The organism is Pseudomonas sp. TMW22091 (assembly GCF_022496705.1).
Classification (GTDB): Bacteria; Pseudomonadota; Gammaproteobacteria; order Pseudomonadales; family Pseudomonadaceae; genus Aquipseudomonas; species Aquipseudomonas saxonica.
Genome location: NZ_SCFI01000018.1, coordinates 37,091 through 55,015, shown reverse-complemented (window position 1 = coordinate 55,015; position 17,925 = coordinate 37,091). Strand labels below are relative to the sequence as shown.

The following is a 17,925-nucleotide window of genomic DNA, read 5'->3' as shown; positions in this document are numbered from 1 at the left end:
ACGCCGCGACGGGCCATCCTTGGCCCGATCGCGGCTGGCTCGGCGTCCTGCCTCGCCACCCCCATAACAGCACCTGCGTTCAGCCTCCTGTGATGGGCCCCAGTGTCGTTCCCACTGTTTCGGTGGCGGCAGTGAGATCGTTTTAAAAGCGAAAAGCGAAAAGCGAAAAGCGAAAAGAAGAATTAACGAAACATCCAACATCGTATCGACGGCTCGGTACTCGGGGGCCCTTTCAGGAGTGAACATGAAGCAACTGATCATCGTGGGCGGCGGCGGGTTAGGGCGTCAGGCCCTGACCCAACTGGTCGCCGACTCCGCCCATGGAACGCAATGGCTCATTGCAGGCTATCTGGACGAACGAGGCCCAGACGCAATAGCCACCAACAGCGATTACCCCTGGCTGGGCTACCCAAACACATTCTGTCCTCAACCACAGCATGTGTTCATCAGCGCGGTAGGCAACCCTGCCAGCCGCCGCATGCAAGTCGAGCCCCTGTTAGCCAAAGGGGCACAGTTCATCTCCATACGCACGCGCTGCCAGCTGGATTTAGGCACCAGCCACGGCGCGACCTTCTTTGGTTATGACGTCAGCTTCGGGGTGGATTGCCGTGTGGGTGAGCATGGCTTTATTGAGCAGCAAACCCTGGTCGGCCACGACGTGACGATCGGCGATTACGTCCACATCAGCCCTCGCTGTGTGATTGCCGGCTACGTCACCATCGGGCATGGCGTGGTGATCCATTCCGGCGCACTGCTGGCACGAAACATCAGCGTCGGCGATGGCGCTGTGATTGGCATGGGCGCCGTAGTACTGCGCGATGTGCCAGCAGGCGCAACCATGGTTGGCAATCCAGCCAACGTTGTGTTTATCAAAAAAGGAACGAACTGATGCCTTGCCGTCCACTCGTCAGTGTTGTGATTCCCGCCTATAAACCGACCTGGTTTGAAACCGCATTGCTCAGTGCCTGCCAGCAAACGTATGAACCCCTGGAAATAATCGTTTGCGACGACAGCGCAAGCCCGTTGATAGCCAGTGTCGTGGAGCGGGTAGCGAAAACAACGGCTATTCCTATTCGCTACCAACGTAACCAGAACGCTTTGTTTGAATTGCATAACACTGTCGAATGCATTCGGTTGGCACGCGGTCATTACGTCAAGTTTCTTCACGACGATGATGTGTTGCATCCCGATTGCGTTGAGCAGTTGGTCGCGGTCATGGGGGCCAACCCAGGCATTTCAATGGCCTCGTCGCGGCGTACCCGTATCGACAGTGACGGGCAGCCCATCCCCGACATTCTGGCCACGACACCGCTGTTCCCGATGGATGTGCAGCTTGACGGTAAAGAGCTGGTCTCATGGTTGGTCGATCACACCCTGAACTTTATTGGCGAACCCAGCTGTGTGTTATGCCGTCGGGAAGATCTGGTGGCGTTCGGTGATCAGTTGATGTCGCTCAATGGTCACGGGATTGAGTGGGTGGGGGACTTGAGTCTTTACGTCAAGCTTTTGCAAATGGGCAATCTTGCCTTGTTGGCCAAACCGCTGTGCATGTTTCGGGTTTCAAGCGAACAATTCAGTCAGCAAGGCCGCGACTTGCCGGGCATTGGTAATCAGGGGCATGACACCTTCCGCGAGCAGATTCGGGCGTTAGGCTGGTACCAGGAAGCCGCCGGTACACGGCGGGTGCGGGTGGCCGAGCTGGGGTGCGCTGACAACGTGGAATCGGTGGACATTTATCAACGACTGATGGAGGTCCGTGGGGGCGTGATCAGTCAGGCGCAGCAGCGTGACTGGAGAGCCGCACGGGTGCCAAGCCCTTTGCAGGCGCGGCTTATCGAAGAGCGATTGGCGCATTACAAGGGCGGGCCGGGCATTGCCGTAGTTGTGTTTGATCGCGCAGGCGATGCGCAAGCGGTAGAGGCGACGCTCAACAGTCTGGCATGCCTGCGTACCCGCTATGGGGCGGCTCAGGGGTATGTGATAAGCCCGCGGATGTGCCGGGAGCCGGTGCACGCGGACGTTGAGTATTTCGAGCGTCAGTTGCCTGATTTTATTGCCCAAATCAATGCGCTCGTCGAGCAGACTCAATGCGCTTGGCTGATGCTGGTGGACGCAGGTGACCTCCTGACACCCTGCGGCCTGCTGATATGCGGTCTGGAACTGCTGGAGGATCCGGATTGCCGGGCCATTTATGGTGATGCGTGGGTGCAGGAAGCTGAAGGTGCGTTGAGTGCAGCATTGCGCCCTGACTTCAATCTGGACTACCTGCTCAGTCTCCCGGGCATTCTGGCGCGTAATTGGCTATTGCGTTGTGAGGCGGTGCGGATTGCGGGTGGCTTTAATCCGGAGTACGCAGGCGCACTCGAGTTTGAACTGATTCTGCGCATGATTGATCAGCGTGGTTTGGTCGGGTTCGGTCATGTAAGCGAGCCATTGGTCATCAACCAGAGCCCTTGTCTGTCCGATGGTCCGCATCTGGCTGCAGCATTGATGACCCACTTGCATGCACGCGGTTATGAGCAGGCAGAGTTGACCACCCCTCGGCAAGGGCATTTCAAAATCAACTATGGTCACCCGCAACAACCCCGGGTATCGATCGTGCTGGTGCTGGCAACGGATCTGCAGGCCATTCAGCGATGCTTGATCAGCCTGCTGGAGTACACCCGATACCCGAATTACGACGTGGTGCTGGTCGACAATGCCTGCGCTCACCCGGATGCAACGCAATGGATGCCGGGCATCAAAGCGTTGATGGGCGATCGTTTGCAGGTGATTGCTGCGCCACGGCCACTGACACATGCAGCGGCCATCAACCTGGCCGCCGGGCACGCCCGGGGCGAATACTTGCTGTTGCTACGGGCAGATACAGTGCTGATGCAAAGGCAATGGCTTGATGAACTGCTCAATCATGGACAACGCCCTGAGGTAGGTATTGTCGGTGCCAAGGCGATATCGACGTCACGCCAAATCACTCACGGCGGGATTATTCTTGGCCTTGAAGGTCACGCCGGCCATGCCTTTGTCGGGCAACCCATGAACTCGCCGGGATACATGAACCGTTTGTGGGTGGACCAAAACTACAGCGCGGTCTCGGATGTCTGCTTATTGATTCGCAAGGCGGTGTTTGACGGCGTAGGCGGGCTGGACGTGCTGGCCTTTGCACAGGGTGGCGCCGATGTGGATCTGTGCTTGCGGGTAGGGCAGTCGGGTTACTTGACCGTATGGACACCACATGCGGCGGTCATCAACGATTTTGCCCAGCCTGCAATCCCGGAGTCTGTGCGCGAAGTCTTTCAACAGCGCTGGGCCGTATTGTTGGCCAGCGATCCTGCCTATAACCAGAACTTGTCATTGAACGATGCCGGCGGTTTCAAGCTGGCCGATGCCCAGTTGTCGTGGCGACCTTTGGCCTGGAGGCCGATGCCGGTGATTCTCGCGCAGCCGTGTGATGTGCACGGGTGCGGTCACTATCGGGTCATTCAGCCCTTGAATGCCCTCAAGCGTGAAGGGGTGGTTGAGGGTGCCTTGACGTATGGCGTGCCGAGTGTGTTGCACCTTGAACGTTATGCGCCGGACACGCTAGTCATGCAGCGTCCTCTCAGGGAGGCCGATCTGGCAGCCGCACGGCAGATCAGTGCATTCAGCCGAGCTTTCAAGGTGTATGAACTGGACGACTATTTACCCAATCTGCCTGTCAAAAGTGTGCACAAGGCGCAAATGCCCAAGGACGTGATGCGTTCACTGCGGCGTGGGTTGTCTTATGTGGATCGTTTCGTCGTATCCACTGAGGCGCTGGCTGAAGCGTTGAGCGGTTTTCATCACGATATTGTGGTGGTTAACAATCGCCTGGACATGGGCTGGTGGGGTGAGTTGCCTGTCAGTGCGCGAAGAACCTCAAACAAGCCGAGGGTCGGCTGGGCAGGCGGTGCGGGGCATACCGGCGACCTGGAAATGATCGTCGACGTGATCAAGGCACTGGCAGATGAGGTGGACTGGGTGTTTATGGGGATGTGTCCTGACAAGCTGCGCCCTTATGTGAGGGAGTTTCACCCTGGCGTACGGATTGACCTGTACCCGGCGGCGCTGGCCCGGCTTAATCTGGACTTGGCCGTGGCCCCGCTGGAAGATAATCTGTTCAACACCTGTAAAAGCAATCTGCGGCTGTTGGAATACGGGATGTGCGGCTATGCGGTGGTGTGCAGTGACAGTGTGACGTATCGCGGGGATTTGCCGGTAACGCGGGTCAGAAACCGCTTTCGCGACTGGGTGGACGCCATTCGCATGCATGTACACGACCTTGATGCGACTGAGCGGGCAGGGGATGCCTTGCGCGACCGGGTGCGCATGGATTGGATGCTTGATGAAATCGGCCGAGAGCAATGGCGCAGAGCCTGGCGGGTATAGCCCTTGTAGCCGCTGACGAGGAAAGAAGGCTGCGTTCGGCGGCGTAGCCGTCGTAAAACCTGACACACCGCGGTGTCCCATTTTGCGCCCGCTGCGCGCTCGATCGCAGCCTTCGGCAGCGGCTACAGGTTAGCGTGTGGCTGCGGGCATGGCGCGTAGCCGTCGTAAAACCTGACACACCGAAGCGTGCCATTTTGCGACCGCTTCGCGCCCGATCGCAGCCTTCGGCAGCGGCTACAGGTTAACGTGTGGCTGCGGGCATGGCGCGTACCCGTCGTAAAACCTGACACACCGCGGTGTCCCATTTTGCGACCGCTGCGCGCTCGATCGCAGCCTTCGGCAGCGGCTACAGGTTTACGTGTGGCTGCGGGCAGGAGCGTAGCCGCTGACGAGGAACGAAGGCTGCGATCGGCGGCGAAGCCGTCGTAAACCCTGACACACCGAGGCGTCCCATCTTGCGACCGCTTCGCGCTCGATCGCAGCCTTCGGCAGCTGCTACAGGTAAACGTGTCGCTGCGAGCATGGCGCGTAGCAGCTGACGAGGAACGAAGGCTGCGATCGGCGGCGCAGCCGTCGTAAAACCTGACACCCCGAGTCGTCCCATCTTGCGACCGCTTCGCGCCCGATCGCAGCCTTCGGCAGCTGCTACAGATCAACGTGTGGCTGCGAGCATGGCGCGTAGCCGCTGACGAGGAACGAAGGCTGCGATCGGCGGCGCAGCCGTCGTAAAACCTGACACACCGCGGTGTCCCATCTTGCGACCGCTGCGCGCTCGATCGCAGCCTTCGGCAGCGGCTACAGGTTAACGTGTGGCTGTGAGCAAGGCGTGTAGCCGTCGTAAAACCTGACACACCGCGGTGTCCCATCTTGCGACCGCTGCGCGCTCGATCGCAGCCTTCGGCAGCGGCTACAGATCAACGTGTCGCTGCGAGCATGGCGCGTAGCCGCTGACGAGGAACGAAGGCTGCGATCGGCGGCGAAGCCGTCGTAAAACCTGACACCCCGAGTCGTCCCATCTTGCGACCGCTTCGCGCCCGATCGCAGCCTTCGGCAGCTGCTACAGATCAACGTGTTGTTGCTCGCAGGTGCGTAGCAGCTGACGAGGAACGAAGGCTGCGTTCGGCGGCGTAGCCGTCGTAAACCCTGACACTCCGTGTCGTCCCAGCTTGCGACCGCTTCGCGCTCGATCGCAGCCTTCGGCAGCGGCTACAGATCAACGTGTGGCTGCGGGCATGGCGCGTAGCCGCTGACGAGGAACGAAGGCTGCGTTCGGCGGCGCAGCCGTCGTAAAACCTGACACCCCTAGGCACCCCATTTTGCGACCGCTTCGCGCTCGATCGCAGCCTTCGGCAGCTGCTACAGGTAAACGTGTGGCTGCGAGCATGGCGCGTAGCAGCTGACGAGGAACGAAGGCTGCGTTCGGCGGCGTAGCCGTCGTAAAACCTGACACACCGCGTTGTCCCATTTTGCGACCGCTGCGCGCTCGATCGCAGCCTTCGGCAGCGGCTACAGGTTAACGTGTGGCTACGAGCATGGCGCGTAGCCGTCGTAAACCCTGACACACCGCGTCGTCCCATCTTGCGACCGCTTTGCGCTCGATCGCAGCCTTCGGCAGCGGCTACAGGTTAACGTGTGGCTGCAGGCAGGAGCGTAGCCGCTGACGAGGAACGAAGGCTGCGTTCGGCGGCGTAGCCGTCGTAAAACCTGACACTCCGAGTCGTCCCATTTTGCGACCGCTCCGCGCTCGATCGCAGCCTTCGGCAGCGGCTACAGGTTAACGTGTGGCTACGAGCATGGCGCGTAGCCGTCGTAAACCCTGACACACCGCGTCGTCCCATCTTGCGACCGCTGCGCGCTCGATCGCAGCCTTCGGCAGCTGCTACAGGTAAACGTGCGCTGGGAGCAGGAGCGAAGCCGCTGACGAGGAACGAAGGCTGCGTTCGGCGGCGTAGCCGTCGTAAACCCTGACACACCGAGGTGTGCCATTTTGCGACCGCTTCGCGCTCGAACGCAGGCTTCGGCAGCGGCTACAGGTTAACGTGTGGCTACGAGCATGGTGTGTAGCCGTCGTAAAACCTGACACACCGAGTCGTCCCATCTTGCGACCAGCGCGGATTAATAGGTGCTGCTCACCACTCCGACGCCTGTCACTTGAGCTTCAATGATCTTGCCGCTGGTTACATTTTTGACCCGAATCACGTCGCCTTTGCGGCCATCAGTCAGTGCTTCGCCTTCTGTGTTCGCCTGGATGGCGCCATGACGGGCCTGCATGGTCACCCGCTGACCACGACGCACCAACCAGGGGGAGGTCAACATCTCCTGAGTCAAAGCCTGATCGGCGCGAATTCGACGCTTGGCACTCAAACCCTCGACCTGATCGATCCGGTTGAAATACGCCTGATCCTGCTTGCCCAGCGAGACTTCGCGCACTGTCAGCATCGCCTCGGAGATGGGCTCTTCACGTTCAAGCACTTGAGTCGCCACTACGGCCCTGATGAATACCGTTGCCTGGGCTGTGACGGTGATGGATGAGGCAGGTTGCCCGGCGCACGTCAGACGGACGCGCTTGCGACCCAGCACCGATGAAGGCTGTTGTTCAGCCTCGACCTGCAACGGTTGCGGGCACTTCAGGCCCGGTAAGTCGGTGGGCAGCGCAAACACTTTTTGCGTGAATCGAAGCCCTTGCCAGCCTTGATCGGCGGCTCTTTCGCTGAGTCGCTGGGTGAAGTATCGACGCACGCCATCGTCAATTTGCGCCCTGTAGGTGTCATCCGCACTCATTGCTCGGGGCACCGGCAACAGGCCAATCAGGCTGGCCACCGCGAAGGCGGAAATTACAGTTCCGCATCGTTGAGCGAGGCGTCGAAAAGGCGGAAGTGATACGGCGTCAGATCGGTCTCGTGATTTCATAAAAAGTCTTTTAAATCAATGGTCTGGAATGGGTTCTGCGACTAGGCACAGTTCCTGCAATTCATGCTTGCGAGCTGAACATTGATGAAAGGTGTCGGGTAATGAGTATACGGATAGAAGACGCGATGGGGGTGCACATGCGCGCACTGGGTTTGCATATGCAACGTAGCGAGATTCTGGCTGCAAACCTGGCCAATGAAGACACGCCCGGGTTTCAGGCGCGGGATCTGGACTTTGCCGCCGAGATGCGCCAGCGCGGATCGTCACCCTCGCTGGCTGAAGGGTTCGGCGCTCAACTGAAGTACCGCGTGCCTGCCCAGCCCTCTCAGGACGGCAACACGGTGGAGTTGAGTGTGGAACAGGCAGCCTTTGCCAAAAGTGCAGCTGATTTCCAAACCAGCCTGACGTTTCTTTCCATGAAATTTCGAGGCCTTAAACAGGCCATCGAAGGACGCTGATCATTATGGCTTTTGACGCTATTTACAAAATTGCCGGCTCTGCGATGAATGCCCAGACCGTGCGACTGAATACGGTCGCCAGCAACCTCGCCAATGCCGACTCTGCAGCGGGCAATGCCCAGGATGTTTACCAGTCGCGCAAACCGGTATTTGCCGCCCTGTATGGCAACGACCAGTTGACGCGCGGTGTCGGCATGGGCGGGGCGCATGTTCAGGTACTGGATGTAGTGGCCTCGGGCCGCGAGCCGCAGAAGCGTTATGAACCTGCCCATCCTCTGGCAGACCGCAGCGGTCATGTGTTCTACCCCGACGTGAACGAAATCGAAGAAATGACCGACATGATGTCGGCCACCCGCAGTTTTGAAACGGGGGTCGAAGTACTCAACCGGATCAAGAGCATGCAGCAAGGGCTGCTCAAACTGGGAGAAGCCTGATGAGCCAGATCCAGAACGACACGCGCAATACGCCGCCACCCGGTGATCAGGTCAACGGCAACTCTGACTCCGATGAAATACAGAACACCTTCATTCAATTGATGGTGGCGCAGATCCGCAATCAGGACCCGACCAAGCCGGTGGACAGCAGTGAATTCCTCAGCCAGTTCGCGGCCATGTCTCAGGTTCAGAGCCTGGAAAAAATGTCGGCATTGACGCAAAACAACATGGTGTTGCTGGAGAACCTGCAATACCTCAGCGCTGCCAGCCTGGTGGGGCAGATGGTCAAGGTTCGGGTGGAAGAACTGGATCTCACCGACCAGAAGGTCGAGGCCCAGATTGAACTGGAACACAACGCCAACGAGTTGGTGGTGACCCTCACCGATGAAAACGGTGTCGAGACTGAAATTCCATTGCCAGCCAGTGCACCGGGGCGGGTGGAGTTCGAAATCGACCCTGTAGCACTGGGGCTCAAGCCCGGCAAGTATGAAATTGAAGTCAAATCCAACACGGACGAGAGCTTTGTTGTGGAGGCAAAGGGCAAGGTCAACAGCGTGCGCCTGAGCACTGACGGGCCGGTGTTGAATATCGCCGGTGTGGGTGACGTGCCGTTCTATGAAATTACTGAATTCAGTGAAGCTTCAATGCTCAGCAACCTGATGCTGCCCGGGCAAAACCCGGGGCAACGCTCCCTCAGCCAATCGATACAAGGCCCGCGCCATGAGTTTTAACATTGCACTTACCGGCTTGAATGCTGTGACCGAACAGCTCAACACCATCAGCCACAATATCGCCAACGTGGGCACCACCGGTTTCAAATCGTCGCGTACCGAGTTCGGCAGTTTGTACTCGGGCACTCAGGCTATGGGGGTCAGTGTCTTGGGCCATACCCAGAGCATGAGCCTGGGCGGCGCGCACGTAGGCACGGGCGACAGCCTCAACCTGGCCATTTCGGGTGGCGGACTGTTTGTCACCCGCAGTGCCAGCGGCGATATCAGCTACACCCGGGCCGGCGCATTTGGCAAAGACAGTGATAACTACCTGGTGGATGCCAGCGGTCAGTATTTGCAAGGTTACACCGTTGATGCGGCGGGCAACTTGCAGGTCGGTACGGTGGGCGATTTGCGTTTGCAGACCGGCAACTTGCCTGCCAAAGCCACCGACGGCATTGAGTTTGTCACCAACCTGGATGCAGGCAAGGACCCGGTCACGGTCACGCCGTTCGATCCGGACAACCTTGACTCCTATACCGACAGCCAGACCACCGCGGTGTATGACTCCCAGGGCAAACAACATTCATTGACCCAATACTTCGTCAAAACCGGGGACAACACCTGGGAAGTCCATTACGCCGTGGATAAAACCATCGTAGGTGGCCCTGAACCGATGGTTTTCGATGAGCGCGGTGGTTTAGTCACGCCGTTGGGCCCGGTGAATATTTCGTTTCCCCTGGCCGGTGTCGAGGCCATGAGCATTGACATCAACTACACCCGCAGCACCCAGAGCGCGTCGGACTTTGTGGTGACGACCAATGACCCAAGCGGTTATGCCGCAGGTGAAAACACCGGTGTGACCGTTGAAAAAGACGGCATGGTTTACGCCACCTACAGCAATGGCGAGCGACTGCTGCAAGGGCAAGTGGTATTGGCCAACTTTGCCAACCCCAACGGCCTGAAAAACGAAGATGCGACTCGCTGGAGTGCCACGGGCGAGTCGGGCAACCCGCTGATCGGTCCTCCGGGCACGGGATTGTTTGGCGAGTTGACAGCCGGTGCGCTGGAAAGCTCCAACGTCGACATGACCCAGCAATTGGTCGGGCTTATGGAAGGTCAGCGCAACTATCAGGCGAACAGCAAAGTGCTGTCCACTGACAAGGAACTGACGCAAGTGCTGTTCAACGCTATCTGAGGCTGACCCATGGACCGCTTGGGCTATACGGCAATGACCGCCGCCAGTCGAACGATGACGGCGCTGAGTGTGCGCTCCAACAATCTGGCCAATGTCAACACACCGGGTTTTCGTGCCGACCTTGAACAGGCCGTGAGTGTGCCGGTTCAAGGGTACGGCTATGAAAGCCGGCATCTGACCAAGGTTCAAGGCAACGGCGTGAACATGGCGCCCGGTGCGCTAATGGCCACAGGCCGTGATCTGGATTTCGCCATCAAGGGTGCAGGTTTGATCGCCGTTCAGGGCGACGAGGGCGAAGCCTATACCCGCCATGGCAGTTTGCAGGTTGATGCCGACATGCAATTGACCATCAACGGCCGCGCGGTGCTGGGCGAGGGTGGTCCGATTCAGTTGCCCGAGTTCGACACGGTGCACATTGCTGCCGATGGCCGAATTTCGGTATTGCCCCGTGGCGAGCCACTGATGGTTGAAGTGGATCAGATCAAACGTGTCGACCTGACGGCCGGCCAATTGCAAAAAAACAGTGCCGGTTTGCTGGTGACACTAGACGGCGCTCCGGCGGCGGCAGATGACAACGTCGTGCTGGCCGCAGGCTTCCTGGAGGCCAGCAACGTCTCGGCGATTGACCAGTTGGTGGGCACCATAAGCCTGAGCCGGCTGTTCGAAACCCAGGTCAAGATGATGAAAGCCGCCGAAGACTTGTCGTCGGCGGGTAATAGCATGATTCGCGTTTGATACTTACAGGACATACCCCATGAGCTCTGCACTCTGGATCAGCAAAACCGGGCTTGCCGCCCAGGACAAGGCCATGTCCACCGTCGCCAATAACCTGGCAAACGTTAATACCACCGGTTTCAAAAGCGATCGCGTGGTGTTTGAAGACTTGTTCTACACCATTGAAGTGCCGCCCGGCGCCCAGGCCGATGCCGTCAATACGGTGCCGTCGGGTATCCAGTTGGGCAGCGGTGTGCGGGTGGTGGGCACGCAAAAAGTCTTCACCGAAGGCAGCACGCAAACCACGGGGCAACCCATGGATCTGGCCATCAGCGGGCCTGGGTTCTTTCAGGTTGAGTCCGCCAATGGCGATATTTACTACACCGAAAGTGGTCAGTTACAGCTCAATGCCGAAGGCATGCTGGTGAACACCCAAGGCCTGCCTTTGTCTCCGGCCATCGAGCTGCCGGTGGGCCATAAAAACTTCAAGGTGGGCACCGACGGCATTGTCACCGCCGAACTGCCGGGCGGTGCCGGCCCGGTGGAAATTGGCCAGATCATGCTGGTCAATTTTGCCAACCCGTCCGGGTTGCAGGCGTTGGGCGGCAACCTGTATCAGGAAACGGTTGCCAGCGGTGAGCCGGTCGAGGGCATCGCCGGTGAGGATGGCCTGGGCGTCATCAAGCAAGGCCAGCTGGAAGGGTCAAATGTTGAAGTGGTAGAGGCCATGGTTTCGATGATGGCCATTCAGCGTGCTTATGAAGCCAACGCCAAGGTGCTGGATGCCTCATCCGGCATGTTGCAGTTCCTTAATCAGACGGTCTGAGCAGTTCAATGCGTAATTTCATCCTGTGTGCGCTGGGGGTGGCCCTTGCCGGTTGCCAAAGCCTGTCGGAGCTGTTGCCCGACGAAGACTCCAGCGCTTATGAGCCTTTGCCTCTGGATTACAGCGTACCGCCTGCCAAGGGTGGCGGGCTTTATCGCCCCGGTTACGCAGGCTCGTTGTATCAGGACAAACGCGCGTTAAGGGTCGGGGACATTCTGACCATCGTCCTTGATGAGTCGACTCAGTCGAGCAAAAGCGCAGGCACCAGTTTTGGCAAATCCTCAAGCATCGGCATTGATACCCCCACCGTGCTGGGTAAAGCCTATTCCGGTCTGGAAACTCAGGTGGATGCCGAGCGCGACTTCAATGGATCGGCCAAGAGTTCGCAGCAAAACACCCTGCGCGGCTCGATTGCCGTGACGGTACACAAAGTGCTGCCCAACGGCACGTTGTTGGTCAAAGGTGAGAAATCATTACGCTTGAACCAGGGCGACGAGTTCATTCGTCTGGCCGGGCTGGTACGTCTCGATGACATCAACCGTTACAACCAGGTGTCGTCGCAGAGCGTGGCCAATGCCCGGATTTCCTATGCAGGGCGGGGTGTACTCAATGACAGTAATTCGGCGGGTTGGTTAACCCGTTTTTTCACCCACCCCATTTTCCCCCTGTGAGTGGAAAGCTTATTTATGCGATGCGCGCTGCTAACCCTGTTGACGTTCTATAGCCTCTTGTCGCACATGCCGGCGTTGGCTACACCCTTGATGGACCTTGTTGATGTTGAGGGGGTTCGCGCCAATCAGGTGATCGGTTACGGCCTGGTCGTGGGCCTGGATGGCAGTGGCGATAAAAGCCAGGTCAAGTTCACCAATCAGTCCGTGGCCAACTTGATCAAACAGTTCGGCATTAACTTGCCGCCCAATGTTGACCCCAAGCTTAAAAACGTCGCGGCGGTCACAGTGACGGCGTCGATCCCGCCGTCTTACAGCCCCGGGCAAACGGTGGATGTCACCGTGTCTTCGCTGGGCGACGCGAAAAGCCTGCGCGGTGGGCAGTTGCTCATGACGCCGTTGCTGGGTGTGGACGGTGAAGTCTATGCACTGGCTCAGGGCGCGTTGGTCGTGGGCGGGGTCAAGGCAGAAGGGCGCAGTGGTTCCAGCGTTGCGATCAATAGTGCCAACACCGGTTTGATCGCCAACGGCGCCACCATCGAACGCATGATTGCCAGTGACTTCAGTGAGCGCAGCGAGGTCATGCTTAACCTGCGCCAACCCAGTTTTCAAACGGCCAGCCACGTGGCTCAAGCCGTCAACCAGCAGTTCGGCCCCGGCACCGCCACCGCCTTGAGCGGGACGCAAGTGTCGGTGCGTGCGCCGTTGCCGAGCAACCAGCGCATCAGCTACATGGCCCTGCTTGAATCCATTGATGTGCAAGAAGGCCGAACGCGCCCCAAGGTGGTGTTCAACAGCCGTACCGGCACCGTGGTGGTTGGTCAGGGCGTACGTGTCAAAGCCGCCGCCGTGAGCCATGGCAACCTGGCCGTGACGATCAGCGAAACCCCGCAAGTCAGTCAGCCCGGCGCATTGTCGGGCGGTCAAACGGCGGTGGTGCCGCGTTCGGATGTCTCCGTCAATCAACAGCGCAACCCGATGTTCGCCTGGCCGGACGGTGCCGATTTACAGAGCATCATCAAGACCGTCAACAGCCTGGGTGCCACTCCGGATGATGTGATGAGCATTCTTCAGGCACTGGAAACCGCCGGTGCCCTGAATGCCGAACTGATCGTGATTTAAGGGCGATAGACCATGAGCATTCTCCCATTCTCACCACAGCGTCAGACCGCGCCCAAGCCAACTCAGGACATTGCCGTCGCGCGTCAGGCTCGTCTCGAAGCCGCTGCCGAGCAGTTCGAAGCGATGTTTTTGCAGCAGATCCTCAAGCAAATGCGCAAGGCGGGTGATGTGTTGTCGGACGGCAGCTCAATGCGTAGCCGCCAAGGCGATACCCTGCGCGAGATGCATGATGAGGCGCTGGCCCAAACCCTGGCGACGCATCGGCAAACGGGCATCGCTGACCTGCTGGTCAAGCAGTTGTCGCGGGGTGAGGCCGTGGTGGCGGACCCTGTGCACGCCGGGCATCGGGACATGCCACCGACGCCTGCCGCGCCCCAGATGGCCGACAGCCTGTTTACCCCGATTGTGAAGACCTGGCAGCGCGGCGTAGACACCGTGACCCGTGGGGCAACCACGCTCATGGCACTGGTTGAGCGCGTGATCGCCCACGAGTCATCCGGGCAGGTGGCCGTCATATCGTCCAAAGGTGCGCGCGGGTTGATGCAGTTGATGCCGGACACCGCCCGGGAAATGGCCCAGGAACTGAAGGTGGAATTCAACGAGCAGCGCCTGATCACCGATGGCGCCTACAACAAGCGCCTGGGCGTCGCCTATCTGGACAAGCTGCTCAAACGCTACGAGGGCGCTACCGTGCTGGCCGTAGCCGCCTATAACGCAGGGCCGGGGCGCGTGGATGAGTGGCTGAAGGTCAACGGCGACCCGCGACAGGGTCAAATCAGCGTCAGCCAATGGGTGGAGCGCATTCCGTTCGCAGAAACGCGTAACTACACCCGTTCGATTCTGGCGGATCTTGAGCGTCCGGCGGTGCCGCTGGCGGAGGCTGTTAGGCCGTCAACCTCCACTGATTCAGCCATTAGCAGAATCGGCCTTAAGCGCATGCCCGATTCAGTCGCTTTAGAAGACCAAGTCGCTACTTCCATTATCAGCACTGCGGGTGCATTCAGTTCTGCGGCGTTTGCCCCGAACATGCGTCTGGTGCGCAAGGAGATTGAATCGTGAGTTTGATGAGCCAGATTGGTTACTCCGGAATGAATGCCGCGCAAATTGCGCTCAACACCTCGGCGCAGAACGTAGCCAACATGTTCACCCCCGGCTACAGCCGGTTGACAGCGCAGATGGGCTCGCTGGCCGGCACCAGCAATCAGCAGGTCGGCGGCGGGGTGGCCGTCACCAACGTGCGGCGCATGAGCGACGACTTCAAAACCCAGCAACTGTGGCGGGCGACCACCGACATGCAGTATTACCAGGCCGGGCAAGACTATCTCAGCTCGCTGGAAGGTGTCATGGGGGGCGAGGGGTCAAACATCAGCACCGGTCTGGATAACTTTTATGCAGCCCTGAGCGCCGCCAGCGACAGCCCCGGCGACATACCGCAGCGTCAGCAGGTATTGAATGAAATGCGCAACCTGAGCCAGCGTTTCAATGGCCTCAACAGCAGCATCAACAGCCAGCTCGATGCACTGCATGCACAGCGCACGGCCATGGGCACCGAGATCAATGGACTGGCCGACAACCTGGCCTTGCTCAACAAAAAAATCGTCGAAGCCGAGTCCACCGGCGGTGACAGTTCGGCGTTGCGCGATCACCGCGACTTGCTGGTAGGCGAACTGAGTAAATTCACCGATGTGCGCGTCAATGAAGCCCGTGATGGCTCACTGACCATTTCCCTCAATAATGGTCAGCCATTGGTATCGGGCAGCACGGCTGGGCAGTTGTCCGTCACCACCAACGCGGCGGGCGAACAGGAAGTCTCGCTGACGTTTGCCGGCAACACGTTCCCGCTCAGGCAGGAGAGCCTGGGCGGCTCGTTTGGCGGGCTGTATGACGTTGAACACAACAACTTGCTGCCTGCCCGCGAAAGCCTTGTGCAAATGGCCGAAGAACTGACCCGGATGGTCAATGACACGCTGGCCACCGGCTACGACCTCAACGGCAATCCCGGTAAACCGCTGCTGACGTTCAACGCGGGCAGCAGCAACCTGCTGCAAATGAATGACGTGACGCCCGAAGAATTGGCGTTTTCCGGGGTGCCCGGTGACAACGGCAACAACCAGGTGCTGCTTGCCCTGATCGAGTTGAAAAACAAGAAAGTCACCATCGGCGGCAGTGAAGTGACCCTCAGCGAAGCTTACAGCGGGATGCTCGGGGACGTGGCCAGTGCCAGCCGGCAAAACCAGGCTGACCTCACATCCGCCACCGCGGTTGCGGTAGAAGCCCAAAGTCAGCGCGATGCGGTCAGTGCCGTCAGTGACACCGAAGAAGCGCAAATGATCATGGAATACAACAAAGCGTTGCAGGCCAACATGAAAGTCGTGCAAACGGCCAATGAGTTATTCGACACCATCCTGGCTTCCGTTTAAACCCGGCCACAAGGCGTACCCCTATGCGAATCAGCAACGCGCAAACCAGTGCGATGATGCACAACAACATGAACCGCAACAGTCAGGCCATTGCCCAGTTGCAAGCCCAGATCGGCAGTGGCTTGCGCATCCAGAAGCCCTCTGACGATCCGATTGCCAGTGCCCGTCTGCTGCGCATCCAGCGTGAGCAATCGAGCCTGGGCCAGTACAACGAAAACATTGGCAAAGTCTCGGACAACCTTAAATTGCAAGAGACCTATGTGCAGTCAGGGTCGGATGCCATGGGCAGCATTCGCGACCTGCTGCTGTGGGCGGGTAACGACAGCAATAGCCCGGAGGATCTGTCTGCCATCGCCACCCAGCTGTCCAGTCTTGAAGACAGTCTGGTCAGTTACTTCAACGCCAAGGACGAAGCCGGGAACTATGTGTTTTCTGGCACGCGCAACGATGTGCCCGCTGTCACCTTTGACCCGGCCACAGGCACCTACAGCATGACGGGCAACGATGAAGAGCGTCAGGCCGTAGTCGGCAATGGCGTGCTGATCGGTGATAACGTCACGGCCCAGCAGATGCTCGGGGCTGATGCGGACTTCCTCAATGACTTGCACAGCCTGGTCGACAGCCTGAAAAACGCGCCCGACGACCCGACCACCCGCCAGCAACTCAAGGACACCCTGGAGCAACTGGATGTGACCCACGGCCACATGATGGGTGCGATAACCGACATGGGCGGTCGCCAAAACACGCTGACCCTGCTTGCCGAAAGCAATGCCGACGTGTCCCTGGCCAATCAGAAAGTGCAGGGCGACCTGTCCCAGCTCGACATGGGCGGCGCCTTCCTGGCGGTGCAGGCTTATGAGCTGTCGATGCAGGCCAGCCAGAAAGTGTATAGCCGCATGGCAACCATTTCTCTGTTTGACCTGATGTAAGCGGGAAGGTCAGTCATGAAAGTTGTCAACGAGCGTTCGACCCTTGCTGCGTATGACCTGGGCATGCGAGCGCAGGCCCAATTGCGTGACACTGCAGCGCCACGCATTAGGCAAGCGGTCACGCAAGGTGCTGCGCCCCGTCAGCCGGGCAAAATGGCTGACCTGAGCCTGCAATTGAACCGCCAGTCCTCGGCCCTGCAATCCGCTCAGCTTTACCTGAGCGAAGTGGCCGAACACATGACCGGGCTGAAACGCGACGTGGGGCGTAGTTTGGCCGCCTCGTCCAAACATGTAGCCCCTGATATTGACGTGATTGGCCGTTCGGTTGCTCGCCTCAATGACTTGCTTGATCAGCGCAGCCGCTTATCGTCGGCCAGTCTGGATGCCGAGTTAAACCTCAGCCTGCAAGCGCCGTTGCGCAGTCGTTTCAGCATCAAGGGGCTTGAATCACTGCACAGCGTACTCGCCTCTGGCAGTGAGGCGTTGTTGTTCAATGCGGGTCGGCATCTGCCGGGCCCCGTTGCTGTGGTACTGGATGACGGCATGAGTGAGCGCCAGTTGCTGCAACGCTTCAACGCCAGCCTGGCTCAGGCGGGTTTGCATGTTGAAGTCATTGATCAGGAGGCACTGCGTTTTTCGGCGGCGGACAGTCAGTGGCAGCGACTCAGGGGCCAGCTGTCCATTCAGGGCGAAGACAAACTCTTCGCCAAGACCGGGTTTACCCGTGTTGACGTCCAGGAACACAACCTTCTGGGCACACCTTTGGTGGTGCCCGTCGCCGCTGAGCGTCGGCCCATGCGCGAGCTGCTCGAAACCGTTGATAAAGGGTTGTCAAAAATCAAGGACGTGCTCGAGCAGCTTAACGCGCGTCAATCCCAGTTGATGGGCCAGCTAGGGCGCCACGAAAGTCAGGAAGAAAAGCGCTGGGCCCATGACTTTACCGCGCGTGTATTCAGCCTCAAGGGCGAGCAGGCCAGTGATTATTCCCGCGTGGCGCAGGTGGTTCGCTGTCAGGCGAATATTTCGCGGCCCACTGTGCATGGGTTGATGAGCGGGGTCTAAACCCCGTTCAAGGGTGTAGCGACGGCCACGTCGCCCCTCGCAGCCCAGGTTCCTCATCAGCTGATAGCCG

The 17,925-nt window shown here is 59.0% G+C and carries 15 protein-coding genes; 14 read left to right on the top strand and 1 reads right to left on the bottom strand.

Features of this window, described 5'->3' with window-relative positions; genetic code table 11:
* The first annotated feature begins 244 nt into the window (after nt 1–244).
* Nucleotides 245–889 (top strand): PglD-related sugar-binding protein, encoded by a 645-nt coding sequence (locus EQV93_RS22085; protein WP_240892461.1) that lies wholly within the window; start codon nt 245–247, stop codon nt 887–889.
* Nucleotides 889–4,404, top strand: coding sequence for a glycosyltransferase (locus EQV93_RS22080; RefSeq protein WP_240892460.1), 3,516 nt, complete (start codon nt 889–891; stop codon nt 4,402–4,404). Before EQV93_RS22085 ends, EQV93_RS22080 begins: the two co-directional genes overlap by 1 nt.
* Before the next feature lie 2,115 nt (nt 4,405–6,519).
* Here EQV93_RS22080 and flgA read toward each other — a convergent pair.
* Nucleotides 6,520–7,185, bottom strand: a complete 666-nt coding sequence (gene flgA, locus EQV93_RS22075; RefSeq protein WP_240892459.1) for a flagellar basal body P-ring formation chaperone FlgA — start codon at nt 7,183–7,185, stop codon at nt 6,520–6,522.
* Nucleotides 7,186–7,415: 230 nt separating this feature from the next.
* Here flgA and flgB point away from each other — a divergent pair, with 230 nt between their 5' ends.
* The 12 genes from flgB to EQV93_RS22015 all read left to right on the top strand — a co-directional run bounded on the left by flgB (nt 7,416) and on the right by EQV93_RS22015 (nt 17,855).
* Nucleotides 7,416–7,772 (top strand): flagellar basal body rod protein FlgB, encoded by a 357-nt coding sequence (gene flgB, locus EQV93_RS22070; protein ID WP_122785906.1) that lies wholly within the window; start codon nt 7,416–7,418, stop codon nt 7,770–7,772.
* Between the two features lie 5 nt (nt 7,773–7,777).
* Entirely contained in the window at nt 7,778–8,206 is a 429-nt protein-coding gene (gene flgC, locus EQV93_RS22065) for a flagellar basal body rod protein FlgC (protein WP_240892458.1), read from the top strand.
* Nucleotides 8,206–8,937 (top strand): flagellar hook capping FlgD N-terminal domain-containing protein, encoded by a 732-nt coding sequence (locus EQV93_RS22060; protein WP_122785904.1) that lies wholly within the window; start codon nt 8,206–8,208, stop codon nt 8,935–8,937. Before flgC ends, EQV93_RS22060 begins: the two co-directional genes overlap by 1 nt.
* A complete protein-coding gene (gene flgE, locus EQV93_RS22055) occupies nt 8,927–10,114 on the top strand; it encodes a flagellar hook protein FlgE (protein WP_122785903.1) in 1,188 nt (395 codons plus the stop codon). The genes EQV93_RS22060 and flgE overlap by 11 nt, the downstream gene beginning before the upstream one ends.
* Nucleotides 10,115–10,123: 9 nt before the next feature.
* Nucleotides 10,124–10,849, top strand: coding sequence for a flagellar basal body rod protein FlgF (locus tag EQV93_RS22050; RefSeq protein ID WP_240892457.1), 726 nt, complete (start codon nt 10,124–10,126; stop codon nt 10,847–10,849).
* A 19-nt stretch (nt 10,850–10,868) separates the two neighbouring features.
* Nucleotides 10,869–11,654 carry a flagellar basal-body rod protein FlgG gene (flgG, locus tag EQV93_RS22045; protein WP_122785901.1) on the top strand — a complete coding sequence of 262 codons (786 nt, stop codon included), beginning with the start codon at nt 10,869–10,871 and terminating at the stop codon, nt 11,652–11,654.
* An 8-nt stretch (nt 11,655–11,662) separates the two neighbouring features.
* Nucleotides 11,663–12,325 (top strand): flagellar basal body L-ring protein FlgH, encoded by a 663-nt coding sequence (flgH, locus tag EQV93_RS22040; protein ID WP_122785900.1) that lies wholly within the window; start codon nt 11,663–11,665, stop codon nt 12,323–12,325.
* Between the two features lie 66 nt (nt 12,326–12,391).
* Entirely contained in the window at nt 12,392–13,444 is a 1,053-nt protein-coding gene (locus EQV93_RS22035; protein ID WP_240892462.1) for a flagellar basal body P-ring protein FlgI, read from the top strand.
* A 12-nt stretch (nt 13,445–13,456) separates the two neighbouring features.
* On the top strand, nt 13,457–14,503 hold the full coding sequence (locus EQV93_RS22030) for a lytic transglycosylase domain-containing protein (RefSeq protein ID WP_240892456.1): 1,047 nt from the start codon (nt 13,457–13,459) through the stop codon (nt 14,501–14,503).
* Nucleotides 14,500–15,864, top strand: a complete 1,365-nt coding sequence (gene flgK, locus EQV93_RS22025) for a flagellar hook-associated protein FlgK (protein ID WP_240892455.1) — start codon at nt 14,500–14,502, stop codon at nt 15,862–15,864. The genes EQV93_RS22030 and flgK overlap by 4 nt, the downstream gene beginning before the upstream one ends.
* Before the next feature lie 23 nt (nt 15,865–15,887).
* A complete protein-coding gene (gene flgL, locus EQV93_RS22020) occupies nt 15,888–16,793 on the top strand; it encodes a flagellar hook-associated protein FlgL (protein WP_240892454.1) in 906 nt (301 codons plus the stop codon).
* A 15-nt stretch (nt 16,794–16,808) separates the two neighbouring features.
* Nucleotides 16,809–17,855 (top strand): hypothetical protein, encoded by a 1,047-nt coding sequence (locus EQV93_RS22015; RefSeq protein ID WP_240892453.1) that lies wholly within the window; start codon nt 16,809–16,811, stop codon nt 17,853–17,855.
* The last annotated feature ends 70 nt before the right edge of the window (nt 17,856–17,925 follow it).